14 protein-coding genes and 1 pseudogene are annotated in these 18,756 nt (G+C 51.7%); 2 read left to right on the top strand and 13 right to left on the bottom strand.

Features of this window, described 5'->3' with window-relative positions; translation table 11 throughout:
* Window positions 1-21: 21 nt before the first annotated feature.
* The 4 genes from pstC to ACJ77P_RS07025 form a co-directional block, all read right to left on the bottom strand.
* A complete protein-coding gene (gene pstC / locus ACJ77P_RS07040) occupies window positions 22-909 on the bottom strand; it encodes a phosphate ABC transporter permease subunit PstC (protein ID WP_408999359.1) in 888 nt (295 codons plus the stop codon).
* A gap of 16 nt (window positions 910-925) precedes the next feature.
* On the bottom strand, window positions 926-1,741 hold the full coding sequence (locus ACJ77P_RS07035; protein ID WP_367361118.1) for a phosphate ABC transporter substrate-binding protein: 816 nt from the start codon (window positions 1,739-1,741) through the stop codon (window positions 926-928).
* 210 nt (window positions 1,742-1,951) lie between these two features.
* Complete coding sequence (locus ACJ77P_RS07030) at window positions 1,952-2,389, bottom strand: hypothetical protein (protein WP_408999358.1); 438 nt, start codon at window positions 2,387-2,389, stop codon at window positions 1,952-1,954.
* The gene (locus tag ACJ77P_RS07025; protein WP_408999357.1) at window positions 2,374-3,795 is read right to left on the bottom strand and encodes an alkaline phosphatase; all 1,422 of its coding nucleotides are present in this window, start codon (window positions 3,793-3,795) and stop codon (window positions 2,374-2,376) included. Before ACJ77P_RS07025 ends, ACJ77P_RS07030 begins: the two co-directional genes overlap by 16 nt.
* A 288-nt stretch (window positions 3,796-4,083) precedes the next feature.
* On the opposite strand from ACJ77P_RS07025, the pseudogene ACJ77P_RS07020 reads away from it, so the two are divergent.
* Window positions 4,084-4,422 (top strand): annotated as a pseudogene (locus ACJ77P_RS07020) (transposase); the annotation flags it as partial.
* Here ACJ77P_RS07020 and pyk read toward each other — a convergent pair.
* The 8 genes from pyk to ACJ77P_RS06980 form a co-directional block, all read right to left on the bottom strand.
* Window positions 4,411-5,523: a pyruvate kinase gene (gene pyk, locus ACJ77P_RS07015; RefSeq protein ID WP_408999356.1), complete on the bottom strand. Its 1,113-nt coding sequence runs from the start codon at window positions 5,521-5,523 to the stop codon at window positions 4,411-4,413. The pseudogene ACJ77P_RS07020 and the gene pyk overlap by 12 nt on opposite strands.
* A 40-nt stretch (window positions 5,524-5,563) precedes the next feature.
* Window positions 5,564-7,480: a PAS domain S-box protein gene (locus ACJ77P_RS07010; protein ID WP_408999406.1), complete on the bottom strand. Its 1,917-nt coding sequence runs from the start codon at window positions 7,478-7,480 to the stop codon at window positions 5,564-5,566.
* Window positions 7,481-7,614: 134 nt separating this feature from the next.
* On the bottom strand, window positions 7,615-8,694 hold the full coding sequence (locus ACJ77P_RS07005) for a prolipoprotein diacylglyceryl transferase family protein (RefSeq protein ID WP_408999355.1): 1,080 nt from the start codon (window positions 8,692-8,694) through the stop codon (window positions 7,615-7,617).
* Between the two features lie 352 nt (window positions 8,695-9,046).
* Window positions 9,047-9,766: a response regulator gene (locus ACJ77P_RS07000; protein WP_408999354.1), complete on the bottom strand. Its 720-nt coding sequence runs from the start codon at window positions 9,764-9,766 to the stop codon at window positions 9,047-9,049.
* 38 nt (window positions 9,767-9,804) lie between these two features.
* Window positions 9,805-10,200, bottom strand: a complete 396-nt coding sequence (locus ACJ77P_RS06995; RefSeq protein ID WP_408999353.1) for a TraR/DksA family transcriptional regulator — start codon at window positions 10,198-10,200, stop codon at window positions 9,805-9,807.
* 11 nt (window positions 10,201-10,211) lie between these two features.
* The gene (locus ACJ77P_RS06990) at window positions 10,212-11,243 is read right to left on the bottom strand and encodes a phosphatidylserine decarboxylase (protein WP_408999352.1); all 1,032 of its coding nucleotides are present in this window, start codon (window positions 11,241-11,243) and stop codon (window positions 10,212-10,214) included.
* Window positions 11,224-13,683: a hypothetical protein gene (locus ACJ77P_RS06985; protein ID WP_408999351.1), complete on the bottom strand. Its 2,460-nt coding sequence runs from the start codon at window positions 13,681-13,683 to the stop codon at window positions 11,224-11,226. The genes ACJ77P_RS06990 and ACJ77P_RS06985 overlap by 20 nt, the downstream gene beginning before the upstream one ends.
* Window positions 13,684-13,837: 154 nt before the next feature.
* Entirely contained in the window at window positions 13,838-14,587 is a 750-nt protein-coding gene (locus tag ACJ77P_RS06980; RefSeq protein ID WP_408999350.1) for a response regulator, read from the bottom strand.
* 262 nt (window positions 14,588-14,849) lie between these two features.
* Here ACJ77P_RS06980 and ACJ77P_RS06975 point away from each other — a divergent pair, with 262 nt between their 5' ends.
* The gene (locus tag ACJ77P_RS06975; protein WP_408999349.1) at window positions 14,850-18,338 is read left to right on the top strand and encodes a DUF748 domain-containing protein; all 3,489 of its coding nucleotides are present in this window, start codon (window positions 14,850-14,852) and stop codon (window positions 18,336-18,338) included.
* A gap of 181 nt (window positions 18,339-18,519) precedes the next feature.
* On the opposite strand, the gene ACJ77P_RS06970 is transcribed toward ACJ77P_RS06975, so the two are convergent.
* Window positions 18,520-18,642 carry a hypothetical protein gene (locus ACJ77P_RS06970; RefSeq protein WP_367361122.1) on the bottom strand — a complete coding sequence of 41 codons (123 nt, stop codon included), beginning with the start codon at window positions 18,640-18,642 and terminating at the stop codon, window positions 18,520-18,522.
* Window positions 18,643-18,756 lie beyond the last annotated feature (114 nt).

Below are 18,756 nucleotides of genomic sequence, written 5' to 3'. Positions count from 1 at the left end.
GAGGAATGTCCGATAACATGATTAAAGCGTCGCCGATCCCACCTGTTTGAAGCGGTTCGAGACGTAGTCCGCTATCAAATTGAAAAACAGGGTAAGGAAAAACAGCACGATTCCCGTGGCAAAAAGGGCATGATAATGTCCGCTTCGAAATGGTGCCTCTCCCATCTCGGCGGCAATGCTCGCCGGCATGGGTCGTACCGGATCGAAGAGGCCTTCAGGCATGGCCGCCGCTCCGCCGGCCACCATCAAAACGACCATGGTTTCCCCAATGGCCCTTGCCATTCCCAGAATGACCGCCGCCGAAATGCCGGACAGGGCGGTGGGGACGATCACTCTGGTAATCGTTTCATAGCGTGTCGCCCCCAGGGCGTAGGAGGCTTCCTTGAACTCCTTGCCAACGGCATAGAGGGCGTCTTCTGAAATGCTTGAAATCGTGGGAATCGCCATGATGGCCAGCATGAATGAGGCGTTGACAATGTTCAGGCCCGTGGGGAGATCGAAGGTCTCCTGCATCCAGGGCGCCAGAACAACCATCCCGAAAAAACCGAGTACGACGGAGGGCAATCCGGCCAGGAGCTCAATGGCGGACTTAAGGAAGTCCCGGATGGCCACCGGGGCTATTTCCGCGATGAAGATCGCGGAAAGAACCCCAAGAGGCACGGCAATTAATGAGGAAAGGACCGTGACCACCAGCGAGCCGACGATCAGCGGCAAGATTCCAAATTCGGGAGGATCATAGGTGGGGTACCATTCTTTTCCGAAGAGGAAATTATAAACGGACACTTCTTGAAAAATAGGCACCCCTTCACGGAAAAGAAAAACCACAATCAGCCCGAGAATCAGGATGGATACGGTGGCAATTCCGAGAAAGAACAGCTTGATGAGTTTCTCTTTTCCCCGCCTTGTCATGATCTCTCAACCTCTCCTACTTCTTCCCTTTCTTTGCACCCTTTTTATCAGAGGCCTGGACGGGTACAAACCCCTCCTTTTCCACCAGCTTCTGACCGGCAGGGCTCAGGACGAAACGGATGAAGCCGGCCGCCTCGCCTTTGGGCTGACCGTCTGTATACATGTAGAGCGGCCGGGCAATGGGATAGGTCTTTGCCAGAACGGTCTGCACGGAGGCTTGAATCCCATTGACGCTCACTCCCTTGACGGAGCGGTTCAGATATCCCAGCCCGATGTACCCGATGGCGTAGCGGTTTTTGGAAACCGTCTGCACAACGGCCCCGCTGGATGCCTGAAGCTGGGCTTTCGGTGTGACCTTCGCACCGTTGAGCACGAGATGTCCCCAGGATTCGTAAGTGCCGGAACTGCTGTCACGGGAAACCACCACGATGGGAATATTGTCCCCGCCAACCTCTTTCCAGTTTGTAATTTTTCCCTGATAAATCTGGCTCAATTGATCCAGGGTCAGCCCGTTGACCTTGTTGCGGGGATTTACGATGGGCACGATGGCATCGATAGCCACGACGTGTTCCATCGGAGAAACGCCCTTTGCCTTGGCGCTGGCAGTCTCTTTTTCCTTGATCTCCCGGGATGAATTGGCGATGTCTGTTGAACGGTCGATCAGCGCCTTGATTCCCTCTCCCGAACCGCCGCCCGAAAGTGAAATGTTCACTCCCGGATGACTCTTCATATACGCTTCGAGGGCCACCTGTGCAACAGGAAGCACGGTCGTCGAGCCTTTGATCACAAGCGTCGTCGCTGCGGCAGCGGGAAGGCTCCATACTAGAAACATTAAACAACTCACTACCCATAAACCAGCTTTCTTCACTTTAAAATCCTCCTTTAACTTTCTTTTCTCCATCATGTTTGACCCTGTAACAGGGCTTCAAATGAAATCATTGGACTTTTACAGGAATATTGTTGCAGTTTGATGACAGATAGATGAAATGTTTGAAATATACACCACTCGATGGTTTTTTTACCCCGGCGGATTGAACGATGTTTATGCCGCATCAATATGGACGATATCCGGCATTGGGTGAAACCGATCAAAAAACCGATTCTGGGACGGGGAATCACCCGGCCTCACAGAGATCGGAAAGGGGTATGACAGGGCTTCCCGGACTCTTTTCCTGCAGTGATTGACGCGACCGTCTCGTCCGAATAAAGCGTTTCTTTCGATGGACAACACCCTGCCGGTCTCCGCAGACCGCCGAAAAACCAGGCCCGGACCACCAGGATAAACGACTCCTTCAACGGCAAGAAGCGCCGAGCATTCATCCACATCGGAAACATCATCTCGATGCAGGCAGGTGATGGAGACTACGGGCCGGACATTATTCCCGCCCATGGTCTCCATGCAGCCGGAGAGGCCATCGACCTCATGGCCCAACGATTCAAGGTCTCTCGAAATACGTTTGAACGTTATGTATTCGTCCACTTCCTTCGCATAATGAGAAGTCCTCCAAATCCCGGAGCCAGGAGCAGGACACTCGCAGGAATCGGAACTGGCGCCGCATTGGCAGCATCCATGACCTTGAAGATATCGGTATTGTCGATGTACCAGTTGAATGCCGCATCGATGCCATACATGGCCGCCATGTCTGGATCGCTTCCGGTCAGATACGACAGGAAGAGACCGGCATCCGCTCCTTCAGCATAGAAGGGCACCAGGGCGTTTGTGTGGCTGCCGGAGTTGTATGCCGCACCGGGCAGACTGCCGACTCCGTTGTCGACGACCTGATTGAAGACTCCGGTTTCCGGTCCCCAAAGGGCTCCACACTCGTGATCAGCGGTTACAATGAGGAGGGTGTTGCTCAAATCGTTCCCGCTGGTACCTGCATTCAGGTAATCCACCACGGATTGAACAGCGTTGTTGAAGTCGATCTCTTCATCAATGGCCCGCTGCAGGTTGTTCGCGTGGTTGGCCCAGTCCACGGCACCCCCTTCGATCATGACCGCAAAGCCGTCGGCATCGTTGTCGAGGACGTTCAAGGCCGCCTTTGTCATGGTGGCAAGATCAGGCACGCTGCTGTTCCTTGAAGAAGCAGGCACGCCTGATCGCGAGTCCTGAAGGGTATCGCGGACCTGGGCTACACCGAATACTTTGTCGACAATCATCGTCCCATTGGCCAGGGCCTCGAACTGGGATTTGTGCTCGATGAAGCTTCGGCCGTTGGCACCGCTCACCATGGCGTCCCAGTTCGCCTTGCTGCCGACGATTCCATAATCAGCCGCAACGGAAACGGACTGGCCATCATTATCGTAGAGGGGATGGCCGGCCCCCATGATGACATTTAGTTTGCTTTGAATCATCTGATTGGTTATTGCATTGTAATCATTGCGGTTTGTTGTCTTAGCCACCACGGCAGCCGGTGTGGCATGATTAAAATTAACCGTCGAGACGGCACCGGTTGCCTTGCCCTGGCCGGCGACTTTTTCAAAGAACGTGGTCAGGTCTGCTCCAGTCGTTGTCTTGTTCATCTGGTTGTCATAGATCTTAACGCCTGAATACATGGCGGTCGCTGCCGATGACGAGTCGGTTGCACCGGATTTCTGATAATTGAAATTCGTCCACATCTGACCGGAATCGTAAGGCTTTCCCACATAAGATCCCAGTTTACCGGCAGAGCTTGTATTCATGGAACCCCTCACGGAAAACGATTCATAGACGGCTTTGGTTCCCGAGTAATATTCCGTGGCTTTGACAGTGTTGAATCCCTGGCCGTCGCTGATCATCAGGATAATGTTTTTAGCTGCCATATAGGCGTCTGCAGGCTGGCCCAGAGCAATGACCATGGCAGCCGCCCCGAGGCAGGTCATGATGGTTTTCTTGATTTCAGGCATGTTTCGCACCTCTCGTTTTTGTCATTTTTGAAAATCATGGTCTTCTTACTGTGTCGTTGCGCAAAAAATAGAGAACGGGATACCCTCGATATCCGCCTCATCACCTCCTCTCCTGCCACGGTGCTGTTTCTCCCCCCCCCGGCCGGCCGGGGATTCTTTAAATATGAGGTTCTTATAGCAAAACGACATGAAAGGATTGTTACGGTAAAATGAATTTTTAATGAAAAGCAGGTCCTCACTGGGGACAGCCCTTCGAGTTTCGTTCTCTCCTACGGACAGAAAAATAAAGACAATTTTGTCCTGCCGGCCAAAACAATTGCCGATCTCTATCGCTGCCGATGGCAAGTGGAGCTGTTTTTCAAATGGATCAAGCAACATCTCAGGATCAAGGCTTTCTATGGCACCACAGAAAACGCCGTAAAGACTCAAGTCTGGATCGCTATCTCCGTTTACGTCCTCGTAGCTATCGTCAAAAAAGACCTGAATCTCGACCAAAGTCTCTACACAATTTTACAGGTTTTGAGCGTCACCCTTTTTGAGAAAAAGCCCATTTTACAGGCACTTTCAAATGCAACCGACACAAACCAGGACGAGCAGATCAGCAACCAGTTGAATTTATTTAGCTAACATTGGGACAGCAGTGATTGCAATGGCTGCTTCAACAGCAGTTTTTGTCAGGTAGGCAGATCGTTTGTTACTGAGTACGTCCATCGGGATTTCATGAATATCGCTGCGCGATTTTTCTACTTCCGAGGCAACGCGGGCTATTGTTTCCACTGCCTCATAAGGATATTTGCCATAAGCTGTTTCTCCGCTCAGCATTATGGCGTCAGTTTTACTGAAAATGGCATTGGCAATATCGCTGACTTCTGCACGGGTGGGGCTTGGATTGTCAATCATGGAATGGAGCATCTGAGTAGCGATGATGACCGGTTTGCGGCAAGCGATGCACTTATTAATGATAAGCCTCTGTGTTCCGGGAATCTTCTCGTAGGGCATTTCAATGCCCAGGTCCCCTCTTGCAACCATGACCCCATAGGCACAATCCAGAATTTCATCCAGGTTGTCTACCCCGGCCTGATTCTCGATTTTTGCAATAATTTTAATTTGACTATTGTGTTTATTCAGAATCTCCTGCACGGCCTGAATGTCCGCTTTGTTTCTAACAAAGGAATGGGCGATAAAGTCAACATCCTGCTGAATACAGAAGTCAACAAAGTCCTTGTCTTTTTTGCTGAGCGAAGGAAGTCCGAAAGAAACCGATGGGACGTTGATACTTTTTCTGCTTTCGATCTTGCCGACATTCTTTGCTTCGCAGAGAAGATACTCTTCATTTTTCTCGATAACAACCATCCTCAGGGCACCGTCATCGATGAGCAGCGGGCTATTAACGGGAACATCCTGGACGAACTCAGGATAATTGACATACAGGCACCTTTTCGAACTTTCCTTGTCCGGGTCGCCTTTGATCATCAAGAAGTCTCCGTCAGTCACCTCGATAGGTTCCCGAGTCCCGGTGGTTCGTATTTCAGGGCCTTTGGTATCCACCAGGATGGCGATCTTATCCGATACAATCCGGACATTCTCGATAACCTTTTTCGCCTGTTCAAGAGTCATATGGGCTGTGTTGAGGCGCACGACATTCATTCCTGCCTTGTATAGTTTCCTCAAAAAGGATACTTCGCAATTCCTGTCAGAAATCGTACAAACAATTTTTGTTCTTTTCATGGTTATATGTGATCTTTTACGGCATGGGATGTTCGACTCATCAAGAAACGGGCATTTTAAATTCTTTTTGGGAAAAAATCTGCCGCAGTTTATCGAGAATCATGGCGGGCGTAAAAGGTTTTGCGATAAAGGATACCGGAGCAACATCTATCTCTGTGCTGTGGAACTTTTCTAATGGATATCCCGACATGTAAAGGATATTCATATCGGGTTGGAAAATTTTCAATTCCTCGGCCATTTCCGGCCCCCTTTTCCCCGGCAGAATGACATCGGTAATCAGCAGATCAATCGGCTCACCAAAATGGTGGAATCTTTCCAAAGCCTCTTCAGCAGTGGGGGCGGAAAATGTTTTGCACCCCATCTCCTGCAGGATCTCCGAAAGCACTTCCCGGATGGTTTCTTCATCTTCAACAATCAGAATCGTTTTCCCCGTGGGAATGGTCATTCCTTCCGTAACGGAACAGGTTCGGGGAATTTTGGGTATCCCGGAAACAGCGGGGAGATAAATGCTGAACTTCGTGCCATTCCTGACAGCCGTATCGATTTCGATGTGACCTGCATACCTCTTGATGACACTGTAAACAATAGAAAGGCCAAATCCGGTTCCCGTTTTCTTCGTCGTATAAAAGGGCTCGAAGATGTATCCCAGGCTCTCTTTTGGAATACCCGTTCCTGTGTCCGAAACGGAAAGCCTTACATATTCCCCTGGAACTGCATCTGGATGATTACGGCAGAATTCCTGATTCAGATTGATATTTTCCGTTGAAATCGACAGCCTGCCGCCCTGGTTCATGGCGTCCCTGGCGTTGACGGACAGGTTGAGGATAACCTGCTCAATCTGTGAAGGATCGGCATAAATACTCTTCAAGTTTTCATTCAGGGCTACGTTCAGGTCAATGTCCTCTCCGAGAATACGCTCCAGGATTTTTCCGACACTGATGACCGAAGAATTGAGATTCATCAGGACAGGGTGTACTTTCTGCTTCCTGCTGATGCTTAACAGCTGCCGTGTCAATTGTCCCGCTTGATCTGCAGCATCCTTGATGGCCTGGATTCTTTTCGCTGCCGAACTTCGTGGATCGAGGCATCGTTCCCCCATGGCCGCATTTCCCATAATGGCAGTTAAGATATTATTAAAGTCGTGGGCAATCCCTCCTGCAATTCTGCCGATGGCCTCCATTTTTTTCGACTGGAATAACTCATTTTCCAGATGTTTCTTTTCCGTAATATCCTGGAGCGTTCCCTCGTAATAAAGCAGGTTTCCACGTTCATCCCGAACAGAATGGATATTTTCATTGATCCAGATTTGCTTTCCCAGCCGCTGCACGGCACGGAATTCAAAATTGTAGACGCTGTCCTGCCGCCGCAAAAGACTCTTCAGCTTGCGGTCGTATTTCGAATCCGCGTAAAGAGTTTGTTTCCTGGAATTGACGGCGGTTATAAATTCGGAGGTTGAACTGTAGCCGAAAATATGGGCCATGGCCGGATTGGCGCTGATCAACTCATCCCGGCTGTTCGATTGAAAGAGGCCATCGACGGAGTTCTCGAAAATGTTCCTGTATTTTTTCTCCGCCTGAGCCAAATCTTCTTCGATCCGTTTGCGTTTGGTGATATCCAGGACCAGGATCATCACGGCATCCTTCTTATCGGGATCGCCACATAAAGGGATAATGGAGATGAGCGTGCGGACGGGGCTGGCATCCCGCCTCAGGAGTTCCATTTCCGTCAACCGTCGAGTCCCACGGTGACAGGTCCTGCGCAAGCGTTCAAGCTGGCTTTTCTGAGAAGGAATGACCACTGCAGAAATATTTTCCTTGAGAATTTCCGCAACTTCACATCCGAGAATTCGGGCAAGCTTTTCATTGGCAAAGAGTATATTTCCCTCTCCATCAACGATGCCGACCCCTTCCAGCAAATTTTCGAACATTTCTTCATAATGACTCTCTGTGATCCGCATCTCCGTAGAAGATGTCCTTGCAGAATCTTCAGTAACGAAAGGGGTTGGCATCGCATCATTGATCTCTTTCATCCTTAGCAGGCCTTTCTTTTTTGTGGTCATGACGTCTTCAGTAAACCTTCTGTTCGTTCCTTTCAGATTCTGTCCTTGACCACGTGAAAAGAAATTCTGGCCGCTGTTACCTTGCTCTTTCCCGTGTAGAGGAAAATGATCGCCCACAATCCCTGTAGAAACAATATCATGCCCGGAGACCAGATCGACTTCAGTCCGGCTTCAATTGAGGGTGCGCTCATGGCAGATTGGGGAAAGAAAAATAGCAGTCCTGCCGCGTAGGGCAATGAAAGAAGGGACATCCGCTGATAGGAGGTAAATTTATTATTCCCGCGGTAATCGGCCCGGAGAAACTCGGAAAGGATTCGCCATCCCTGGGATATCCCGATGACGATTGTAAAGGCAGCCTCGAAAGACGAATTCAGAAACAGCCAGCTTCCATACAGGCTCGTTGCAGAATACACGATGGCTGTCATCGCCTGGATCGGAACAACAGCATGTCCATCAAGACTGTGAGCATAGGCGATTTTCTTTGTCTTCCCCGAAAAGGTCATGCCGATGGGGGACAATAGTTTCCGCAGACCAGAAGGCAGATCGTTGACGGACTTGCCATAGCAGCAGCCGAAACTGATGCAGGCAAGTCGTCCCGTTCCTTCTCCCACGCCATAGGCGATGGCCATAGCGGCCATGGTCGGCAGGACTGGAACGTTGTACCCCAGGAAGGTTCCAGCCTGCATATTGAGCAGATGGACGATCCAGGGAGAAATCAGCAGACCCCCAAAGACGGCGCCACCGACAGTCAGGGTAAACTTCTTGCCTTCCACGAGCCTCGCAATGATGCTGGACAGCGGAGTACAGACGGCCAGCACGATGACCGTTACGACCAATGAAATGTTCCACGGGACAGCTATGGAACCCATGAGCAGCAGGAACATCAGCGCGCCGAGAACATAGCCCGTAGCCAGAAATAATCCATACCATGTATAGTTCGTTCCGTTATGGGCATCCACTCCGGGCTCAATGTTCGGAACGACGGCTAGAAACTGCCAATTCTCCTTGGGAAGATTCCGGAAGGCCCAGGAAAATAAAAGGAACTGTAAAAATCCCAGCAGGAGAAGAAACGCCGCATTTGAATCCAGAAAGAAGTTTGTAGAATCCATCATTCTCACATTCCTGATCAGGAGGCTTTACGCACCAATGCGCCGATCACTTAACCTTTAATGGGAGAAGGGTCAGGTCTTCTCCCGGTGCAGGGAAGCAGCCTTACGTACATGAGACCTGCCTTCAACCATTGACCTCTCCTTTCATCGTTCTTGAATTTATTTTCACCGAAAACGAATTTATGGCCGGTACCCTATCTGGAAAGTGTTACACAATGATGAAAATGGCATGAAATGATGGTGAAGTCTAAAAAATGGATGTAACAGGTCTGTTCGCAGCACGAAATGATGCATGAACGAAAGGGTCTGAGGAGTCTGACACTTCGGAGGGATCGTATTCTTTGATGATGACGATTCAATGTTCGTCTGAAAACTTGTACCCAAAATTTCTTATCGTAAGAAGATAGCGGGGCTTCTCCTTTTCCTTCTCAATAAGTGAGCGCAATCGGCTGATATGAACATCTACGGTTCTGGGCTCTACAAAGAATTCATTGCCCCAGACGGCATCCAGCAATTCTTCACGCGTATAAACCCTTCCCGGATGTTTGATGAGAAAGGCCAGGAGTTTGATTTCACGTGCTGTTAGATCGATGTTGACATGATCAACGGTGACTTTGTGGTAATTGAGATCCATTCTAATTTCCTTGAAAACGATGATGTTCTCGTTGTCCTTTTGACGGGCCCTCTCTAATCTGCGGAACACAGCCCTGATTCTGGCCAGAAGCTCTCGAATATGAAAAGGTTTTGTCAAATAATCATCCGCCCCCATCTCCAGGCCTAAAATTTTGTCCGTTGAATCCGAACGCGCCGTCAGCATGATGATTGGGATGTTCTCTGTTTCAGATTGTTTGCGTAGATGTCGACATACTTCCAAGCCGTCCATCCCGGTCATCATCCAATCAAGAATCACCATATGCGGACGGTTCTTTCGGGCAATCTCGACGGCTTCACAACCGCTGTACGCGACCAGGACATGAAATCTTTCCCGGCTCAGATTGTAGCTGAGGAGATCTGTAATGTCCTTTTCATCATCCACGACCAGGACCGTACGTTGACCAACTTGTCCTTCCGCCATGTTTTGAAATCCTTCCATCTCTTAACCCAGCCCATCCCTTAACATATTGCCCTTTGCTCGTCTTCGAAGGACCTGTATGTTCTCTTTCCGGAAATTGTCTCCTGCTGATGCTGACAATGAACACACAGCATGGTTGTTGGCCTTGCCAACAGTCGCTTTTCGGAAATGGGCCGGCCGCAGAGATCACAGACCCCGAAAATCCCCTGGTCGATTCGATCAAGGGCCCGTTGAATGTCTCGAAGGGCGCTTGTTTCCCGCCCTCGCATGGACAATTCCATCTGCCGGTCAAATTCGACCACGGCCCGGTCAAGGGGGTCGGAAAGTTTCCCCTCGTTTTTTTTCATATCGGATACCGTTCTGCAGGCTGCACAATGAAGCCGCCTTCTCTGGAGGACCAGGAGATTTCTCAAATCGTTCAGGATTTCCTTTTCCATTTCATAACTCCTCACGATGGACTGTCTGGCATCGCTGCCCCACCATATACAGCCGTTCCAATGATGCTTCTCACCTGGATATCCGTTTCAACAAGGGGCTGGGAAAAATTTCTGCTGAAAATGCTCTCCACTCCGGGCAGACACATGTTCCAGATGATATCATCGTTGAAGCGGAGTCTCCTCCGCTGAAAGATCAGCACGACGGTGCTGCTTCCCGGTCGGAAAAGACTTTTTGGACACCCCTTTTCAAGGAACATTCCCGTACCAACCTGCGCCGGATTCCGGTATTCCTTGTCGCTGTAACAGGAAACGATGTCGCCGATCATGAGCGCAACGACTTCAACCATTGCTACAATTCCTGCCTGGCTTCCCCCGGGAACATCCGTATCGATGATCGTGACCACGCGTTTGTTCTTGGAGTAGGGGGTTATCAGGGAGACAACGGCATCGGGATGACAGGCATGGTACAGACCTTCAATGGTGTAAACATCAAGCACCCTTCCCGCAACGGGGGTGTGGGTGTAATGATAGCGGTCCGGCGTCAGGCGGAAGACAGCGAAATCGCCCGACTCCAGTGCAGTCAGCCATTTCGTTTTGTTCTTTCCAAGAAGTTCCTGGAAATCGAAAAATTTCCCCTTGATAAAGATTCCCGAAGAGTCGTCAAAGGAACCTGCCAGCATTCGGGCATCACAGGGTGAAACGACGGCAGCCGGATCATTGGGCATCGGGCGACATTCCCAGTAGCGGATTTTCCGCTCAAAGAGCTTTCGTGGCGTATCGAGACGATCTGGGTTTTCCACACATTCCTTATGATCAATGCCCGCAGCCTTAAGAAAATTTCGACTTCCATTGAATGTTTCATTGATCATTCTGCTGAAACTGACAAAGGCCAGGAGCCTCGACGTCCGGGCACTGCTGACAATCCGGAACATCAGCGGAGCGTTCTCTCTTAGACGGGAATAAATGAAGCGGATGCTCCGATTTCCCACAAATATCTCATCGCGGATCGCACGACTTGAGCGATCAACATACTGATGCAACATAATTCATTCTCCTGCTGTTTTTGTCTTTATCCAAATCATTGATTCTGCTGCTCTCGTAAACGGACACCAACACAAGCTGGATCAGCGTCCGCAGCTCATCCGGTGTTGCGGAACTTTCGAGAATGCTACGTCGCATCCGACCGATAAAACCTCGCGGCGTTTCACGGCTCACCAACATGTTCAATGCCTGCCTTGTCGCCTGCTCCATCCGTCCTGTACCGCTGCAAAGACGTTCGAAATCTCCAAGCAACAGGTCCAGTCCCTCTTCGATGTGCCGTCTACGTAATCCATTTCTGTAATACCGCTCTGCCGTAAGATTGAAAATTTCCGACGAAACGTGCAGAGGAGATACGGCTCCGGCCTCTTTGAGAATCGCCGAAGTCAGCCTCCCCAGTGCGGAGCGGACATCCGGGGCCTCCAGACGGAGCTCCAGGTCCCGAAGGGTCTCCCTCATGCCAAACATGTCAACAAGGTCGGCTGCGTCTTCCTGGAGAATCTTCACCAGGGCACGGCGGTATTCAAGGTGATATACCCTCAGGTAACCCGTGTAGCGCCGGCTGTGACGAACTCGTTCCGTGCGGGAAAGAATCCTCCTGAGCAGATCGTTATCCGTATCCTTCCTGATGTAGAAGGTTGGGATACCTACCGCTGATCCGAAGATAATCTGCCTCCGTTCACTTTCAACGAAGGGCCTGTCGGGAATGGAGCCATGAGAAATCCGGCCGAAGGCCATATATTTAAATGCCAGACAATACAGAAGATTTTGGATGTCCACGGCCTTTCCCATATCTTCTGAAAACTGTTCAAAAAGACTGTAATGGCGGGATTCGAATCCCGAAAACCCCATGCTCCCGTATTCCCGGATCTTTTCAAAAAGGTAGAGTGACATTTTTCTGTCGAAAACACCCAGATCAGTCAGGTCGCTTTTCAGACGGTCACTGTTGTGGAGCCTTCCATCCAGGGCAGGACATCTCTCGGTGCTCATCAAGGCCATCAGGTAGTCAATCATCCGGAAATCGGGAATAAAATCACCCCGCAGGCTGCAGAGGGCGCTGACCGCCCGATCCAACCACAGAGGGCCAAAAGGCGTCAGGGGACGGCCCAGCACCGAGAGTTTCGCCTTCTTCTGCCATCTTCGCCACAGCATCCGCAGATGCGTATAATCCAGTTCATGGGGAAGAAAGGCCAGAACCTTTTCCGGATGAAATTCAGCAAAATCAAGACGATATGGAGCAGCCGTATAGGTTCCGACAAAGAGGGGAAGAAAATGCTCCACGATTTTCACGGCCAGATCGCCGAACACTTTTTCCTGTATGGCTGTAAAGCCGTTGCTCGAATCCTTCAGTAACGCACCCAGCCTCCGGCTGCCCAGGCTGACGTGGGTACCGTTATTCGACAGGCTGATGTTCGAAGTATTCGGCAGGACGACGAGATTGTGCGTGATGATTCCCGCCTCGCGGAGCTTGGCAACGGCATTCAGTTGGCTCCGGCTGAGGACCTGATGACAGAGGTGCATGTATTCCTGCTTCTCCTCCCCGCGTCTCCAGCCTGAAAGACATGGGTTCATGAAGAGTTCGCGATAAAAGGCGTCCGAAACACAGTTGTTGAGAATTTTCTGCCTTAACGGCGGATGGGGAGAATAATAAACGACAGCCTGCTGTCCAGTCTGCTTCAGGCAGAACCGTTCATTGGCGTACAGGATCAGAAGCGAGGTCAGGAGAAAGCGTTTGGCCATTTCTCCGGCAACGGCTGCTCCTAATGGACATTGGGCCCTGGCGGACAGAACATAAAAGGAAAGGGTTTCCGGAGAGGAATTGTCATTGAGGAAATGACCGAATAACGTTCTTGTGTACTCAAGAATCGGTCCCGGCAGGAGAAGACGGCTTGAATACAAAACTTCGGCAAGGGAAAGTTTCAGCAGGTAGCTGACGGGAATGCGCAGATAATCCTGCCCCTTGTGCCGAAAAAGCATCTTATGCACATCTGTTCGATTTCCCTGGGTCGGATCCTCCTTATCGGCAAGAAGATCCCGCTGCAGAACCTCTTCCGAGAGAGGGCTCAATAATCTGCGTGGGAAGCGCACCCAGCTGTTTTCCCAGACTTCATCCCTGTTTGAAGTGAGAAATGCCTCAATCTCTGTGAGAACGCGCTTTCGGGTATCGCCGGTTGAAGAGCGACGCAGCATGTCTGCGAAATAGTTGGATTGCCTGATGGTCAGAGGCAGATCCACCGAATTCCTGTCTCCTATCACGACGGCCTGCAGCTCCGCTTCACTGCCAGCCGTCGTATCACCCGGTGCAAAGGGCAGAAGCGATACATCCAGGTGCTCTCCGCGCCGAATCGACAGGGATTCCAATATCCTCAACCGATCATTGAGGAAGCGCTCCTGAGCCCCGGAGGGGTTCGGAGAGAAAGCCGGCGACTGTTTTCCCTGACTCATCGCTCATGATCCTTTCTTTTTTTGACAGGACCATACACGATTTTTATTGCAGGACCGTGACAGAAGATTGAAAATATGATGAATTATTTTACATTGCTCGGATTCCCGCTCGTCTTCCGGTCATGTTCGGTCCGCCGGAACAGGGGATTCTTCTTCAGCGTTCACCAGGGTATTCCGACGGGTCGGCAAACTTGTAGCCGATGCCTCTGACGGTTAAAATGTACTGCGGCTTTTCCGTGTTTTTTTCAATGGCCGCCCGGAGTCGGCTGATGTGGACGTCGACCGTGCGGGGTTCAACAAACGCTTCGTCTCCCCAGATGAAATCAAGCAACTGCTCCCTGCTGAACACCCTGCCGGGTTGGCGGATGAAAAATTGAAGCAGTTTGACCTCCTTCGGCCCTAGATCAACCTTTTTCCCGTCCACAGTGACCTGATAGTTCCTGTAATTGAAAGCGAGTCCCTGGAACGTGAAGATTTCCCCGGCAGCGGGACCGGGGTCCATCCGTTGATCGGAACGGCGCAGCACGGCCCTCACCCGGGCGATTAATTCCCGCATGTTGAAGGGTTTGGTGATGTAGTCATCTGCCCCCATTTCCAGTCCCAGAATTTTGTCGACAGGCTCCCCTTTCGCCGTCACCATGATGATGGGCAAGGCTTCGGTATGTTCCCGCTGACGCAGAATCCTGCAGACGTCCAATCCTGACAGTCCCGGCAGCATGAGATCCAGGATCAGGAGATCCGGCTTCCGCCTCTGAATCATCTCCAGGGCCTGCTCTCCATCGAAGGCCCTCAGCACGGCCATCCCTTCTCTTTCAAGGTTGAAGGCCACCAGTTCAACAATGTCCTTCTCGTCGTCCACGACGAGAATTCTCTTTTTCCCCATCGTCATTTTTCTCTTTTCCAAGGGTCATCATTTGCCAGAACGTATCGCCGGGGCATTTAACCCTTAATCAACAAAAACTTCAAATGAAAGATGAACACGTTTCTACGGAAATTCTCAGGACACGGTCCAGGTCATCCTCGTGGCACAAAATTCAAAAAAGGTGTATAACTCGACATCCGCTTGCCTATGCCTCTGCAGAGCGCCGGCCTTGCATCACACCTTCTCCGGCGATAAGGGCCGTCAATGCCTTTGTCGGTCCAAGCGGATTGAAAGGGACACAAAAATGAATGTGCGAAAAAGATTTTCAACCGCCCCGATCAAAGATACTCTGGCCAGGCCGTGGATCCGGAAAGCCGTCTTCCTCCTGATCGGTCTGTTTGTGGTGTTTGCTTCGGCGCTGTTTTTTGGCGGTCCGCCACTGCTGAAATCCTATCTGACATCAAGCCTCTCCAAAAAGCTGGGTAGAACGATCAGCATAGGGGCTGTCAACATGAATCCGCTGACGCTCTCCCTTTCTCTCAAAGATTTTACCCTGTCGGAGGGCGACGGAAAAACGCCCTTTGTCACCTTCAAGGAGGCCTATGCAAATGCCCAACTGGCCTCTCTCGTATTCGGCGGTCCGGTGCTGGCTGAAGTCCGATTGACGGAACCCCGAATAAATCTGGTGCGCAGAGCGGACAACACCTACAATTTTCAGGACCTGATCACACGCCTGAAGCCGGCGCCTGGCGGGCCTAAAAAAAAGACATCAAAGCCTCTGCGTTTTTCATTCAACAACATCCGTATTCTTTCCGGCCGGATCGATTTCGATGACCGGCCTGCAACGCGAAAACACACCATCCAGGATTTGAATGTCGCGATCCCCTTTTTATCCAATCTTCCCTATCGCGTGGATGACTATGTCCTTCCGGAGCTTTCAGCCCTGATCAACGGAGCCCCCTTCCGCCTTGACGGCAGGAGCAAACCTTTCGAGGCCGACCAAGAAAGTTCCCTGAACCTCAAAGTCAGCAAACTCGCCTTGACGGAATACCTGGCCTACGTGCCGAAGAAGCTTTATTTCTCCCTGCCCGCCGGAACGCTTGACGCCGATCTCAAGATTTCCTTTGTCCAGCCCCGGGACAGGGCCCCGTCGCTGCAGCTTTCCGGAAGCGCAGCCCTGCATGATCTTGCAATGAATGAGGCAAGGGAGATGCCGGTCGTACGGCTCAAGAGCCTTGACGTGGCCCTGAACTGCATCGAACCTCTTTCTCAGCGCTTCACCGTTGACCGTGTGGCCCTTGAAGGCCTGGAGCTCTTTGTGCGTCGGGACCGCCGCGGCCGCCTCAATCTGACGTCTCTTGTGGAGCCGGGCGAGGAGAAAAAACCGCTGCCCTATTTCCTTTTGAAGGAGGGCAGCGTGGGTCCATCGGTCGTCCATGTGCTGGATGACTCGCGGACCCAACCCGTTGAAGTCACCCTGAAGGATGTCCGCCTCCTCGTCCGCCATCTCACCAGCGAAAAGGGCAAGGCGGGTCAGGTCGAACTCAGCGCATCGGGCCCGGGGAGCGCTTCTGTTCAAGCGGCTGCGGATGTTACCCTGGAACCCTTTGCGGTTGGAGGTCTCAACGCCCGGCTTGAAGCTCTCCGTCTTCCCCTGCAGAATGGCAAGCCTGAGATCGTCTCCATCGGGAGCCTGGCCGTTACCGGTGCTTCCTTTGAAATGGAGCGCCGCAACCTGCTCGTCAGCGAAATCTCTCTCCGCAGAAGCCGCCTGTTTGTCCACCGAAACGGGAAGGGCGAACTCAACCTCCGTGAAATGGCGGGAAGCAGCCGAACGGCTTCGACGTCCACACCGGCGGGCCCCGCCTGGCAATATGCGCTCCAAAAGGTCGCCCTGGATGACATCGGCGTACGCTGGCGCGATGAAATTCCTTCTTCCGGGACTGCTGACATCGGACTTCAACATCTTTCCGCCACGGTTGAAAACCTGTCATCCCGACCGGATTCCTCGGCCGACATATCCCTCAACGCGCAGACCGGGCGAAGCGGCACGGTGAGACTTGCCGGCAGCGTTGTGACAACCCCCCGGATCTCTGCAAAACTCCGGGTCAAGGCAAGCAGCCTCCCAATCCTCCCCGTGCAGCCCTATTTCGCCGACAAGGTTCAGATCCGAGTCACCGGCGGCACAGTAAGTGCGGAAGGCGCACTGACGGCCCTGCTGGAGAACGCTCCGAAATTTTCTTATCGCGGCGATGCTTCAGTAAACAGATTCTCTTCGGTGGACAACGTCCACCACAACGATTTCCTGAAATGGGAAACCCTGCATGTCGACGGTATCCGGTTTGACTCGGCCCCTTTGAATGTGGACATCCAGGAAATTTCTCTGAAGAATTTCTACTCGCGCCTGATCATACATCCGGACGGGTCAGTCAACGTGCAGCACATTCTTGATAAAGGAGATGGATCTATGGAAGCTCCGGCCGAAGCGGACGAAGCGGCCTCATCGTGGGGAGACATCGGGAAGCCCCCCGGGAAGGTTCGGGCGCAATCGTCAGCACCGTCAGGGGCTCCGGACCGGCAACCGCCGGCGCCGGTCAGAATTTCCCGCGTGTCGCTGGAAGGCGGCCAGGTGCGCTTCTCCGACCGCTTCATCAAGCCGAACTATTCCGCAAATCTTACCAGACTCGGCGGGCGGATCGTCGGTTTGTCTTCGAACCTTGCGGAAACCGCTGCCGTGGACATCCACGGCAGCGTGGACGGCGCGGCTCCCGTGATCATACAGGGAAGGATCAACCCGCTCTCCGAAAATCTTTTCCTGGATCTGACCGCTGTGGCCAAGGGCGTTGATCTTCCAACGGCAACGCCCTATTCTTCGACCTATGCCGGCTATCCAATTATAAAGGGAAAGCTGTCCATGGATGTGCACTATGTCATCAAGAACCGCAAACTGGTTGCTGATAACCGCCTTGTTCTCGATCAGCTCACCTTTGGAGACAAGGTGGAAAGTCCGAAGGCAACCAATCTTCCCGTGCTTCTGGCTGTTGCGCTCCTCAAGGATCGCCACGGCGTCATCGACGTCAACCTGCCCGTCTCCGGTTCGCTGGATGATCCGAAATTTTCGGTGGGCGCCATTATTTTGAAAGTGATTGTCAACCTCATTTCAAAAGCCGTGACGGCGCCCTTTGCACTTCTGGGAAGCCTGGTCGGCGCCGGAGCGGAACTTTCTTACATCGAGTTTGCTCCCGGCCGTTCAGATCTGGATCAAAACGCCCTCGATAAGATTTCGTCATTGTCCAGGGCATTGGAAGACCGTCCCGCACTTCATCTCGACGTAGCGGGACGGATCGACCCCGTCTCGGACCGGCAGGGGCTTCAGCGCAGAATGCTCGAGCACAAAGTGAAGCGTATAAAGTTGATGAGCCTTTCAAAGAAGATGGACGATACCACAAACCTTGACGAACTATCGGTCGACCGAAATGAATATCCCATGCTCCTGAAACGGGTCTATCGAAAGGAAACATTCCCCAAACCGCGAAACCTCATCGGTTTTCCAAAGGATCTCCCGGTGCCGGAAATGGAAAATCTTATTCTGAGCCACACGAAGGTAACGGACGATGACCTGCGTCAGTTGGGATTGAGGCGGGCACGGGTTGTTGCCGACGCCATTCTCAAGACCGGCAAGGTGACCTCTGATCGGGTGTTTGTTCTGGAGCCGAACCTCAAGAGCAAGGCCGGCGAAAGTGATCCAGCGGAAAAAGCAAAGATGAGCCGCGTCGATTTTTCCCTGAAATGAAACGGAACAGCGGCTTAAATCAGAAAATGGATACGGGGGCGTTTTCTTGCAGAACGGCTGGCGGAATCCGGCCCGCTTCCCCCTATTGTTCTGATGGCCATAAAAACCAGCAGAACCGATTTCACAGAAACATGGTCCCGGATGACAGTCCTTTCTTCGTCAAAGGGATCTTCAGATATCCCTATTTATTGAAGAACCTGTTCCCGAAAGCATAGAGGGCGGCCTCTTCAACAGAAAGATTGCTTCCAGTCTCAACATAGGGATTTAAATAAACCGTCAGATTGCTCAGAATGGAATCCGTCATCCCAAAGACTCTTGTTCTCCGTCTTCGCGGATACTTTTTCCTGCCGTTCAAATTTGCCTGATTCATTGTTTCCTCCCCCTTCAGCACACTTCCGATGCGAAAAAAATCGTTTCG

Source organism: Syntrophus buswellii (assembly GCF_046097065.1).
In the GTDB taxonomy this organism is placed as follows: Bacteria; Desulfobacterota; Syntrophia; order Syntrophales; family Syntrophaceae; genus Syntrophus; species Syntrophus buswellii.
Note: the sequence above shows the minus strand (reverse complement) of the source record. Positions and strands in the feature narration are given on the sequence as shown.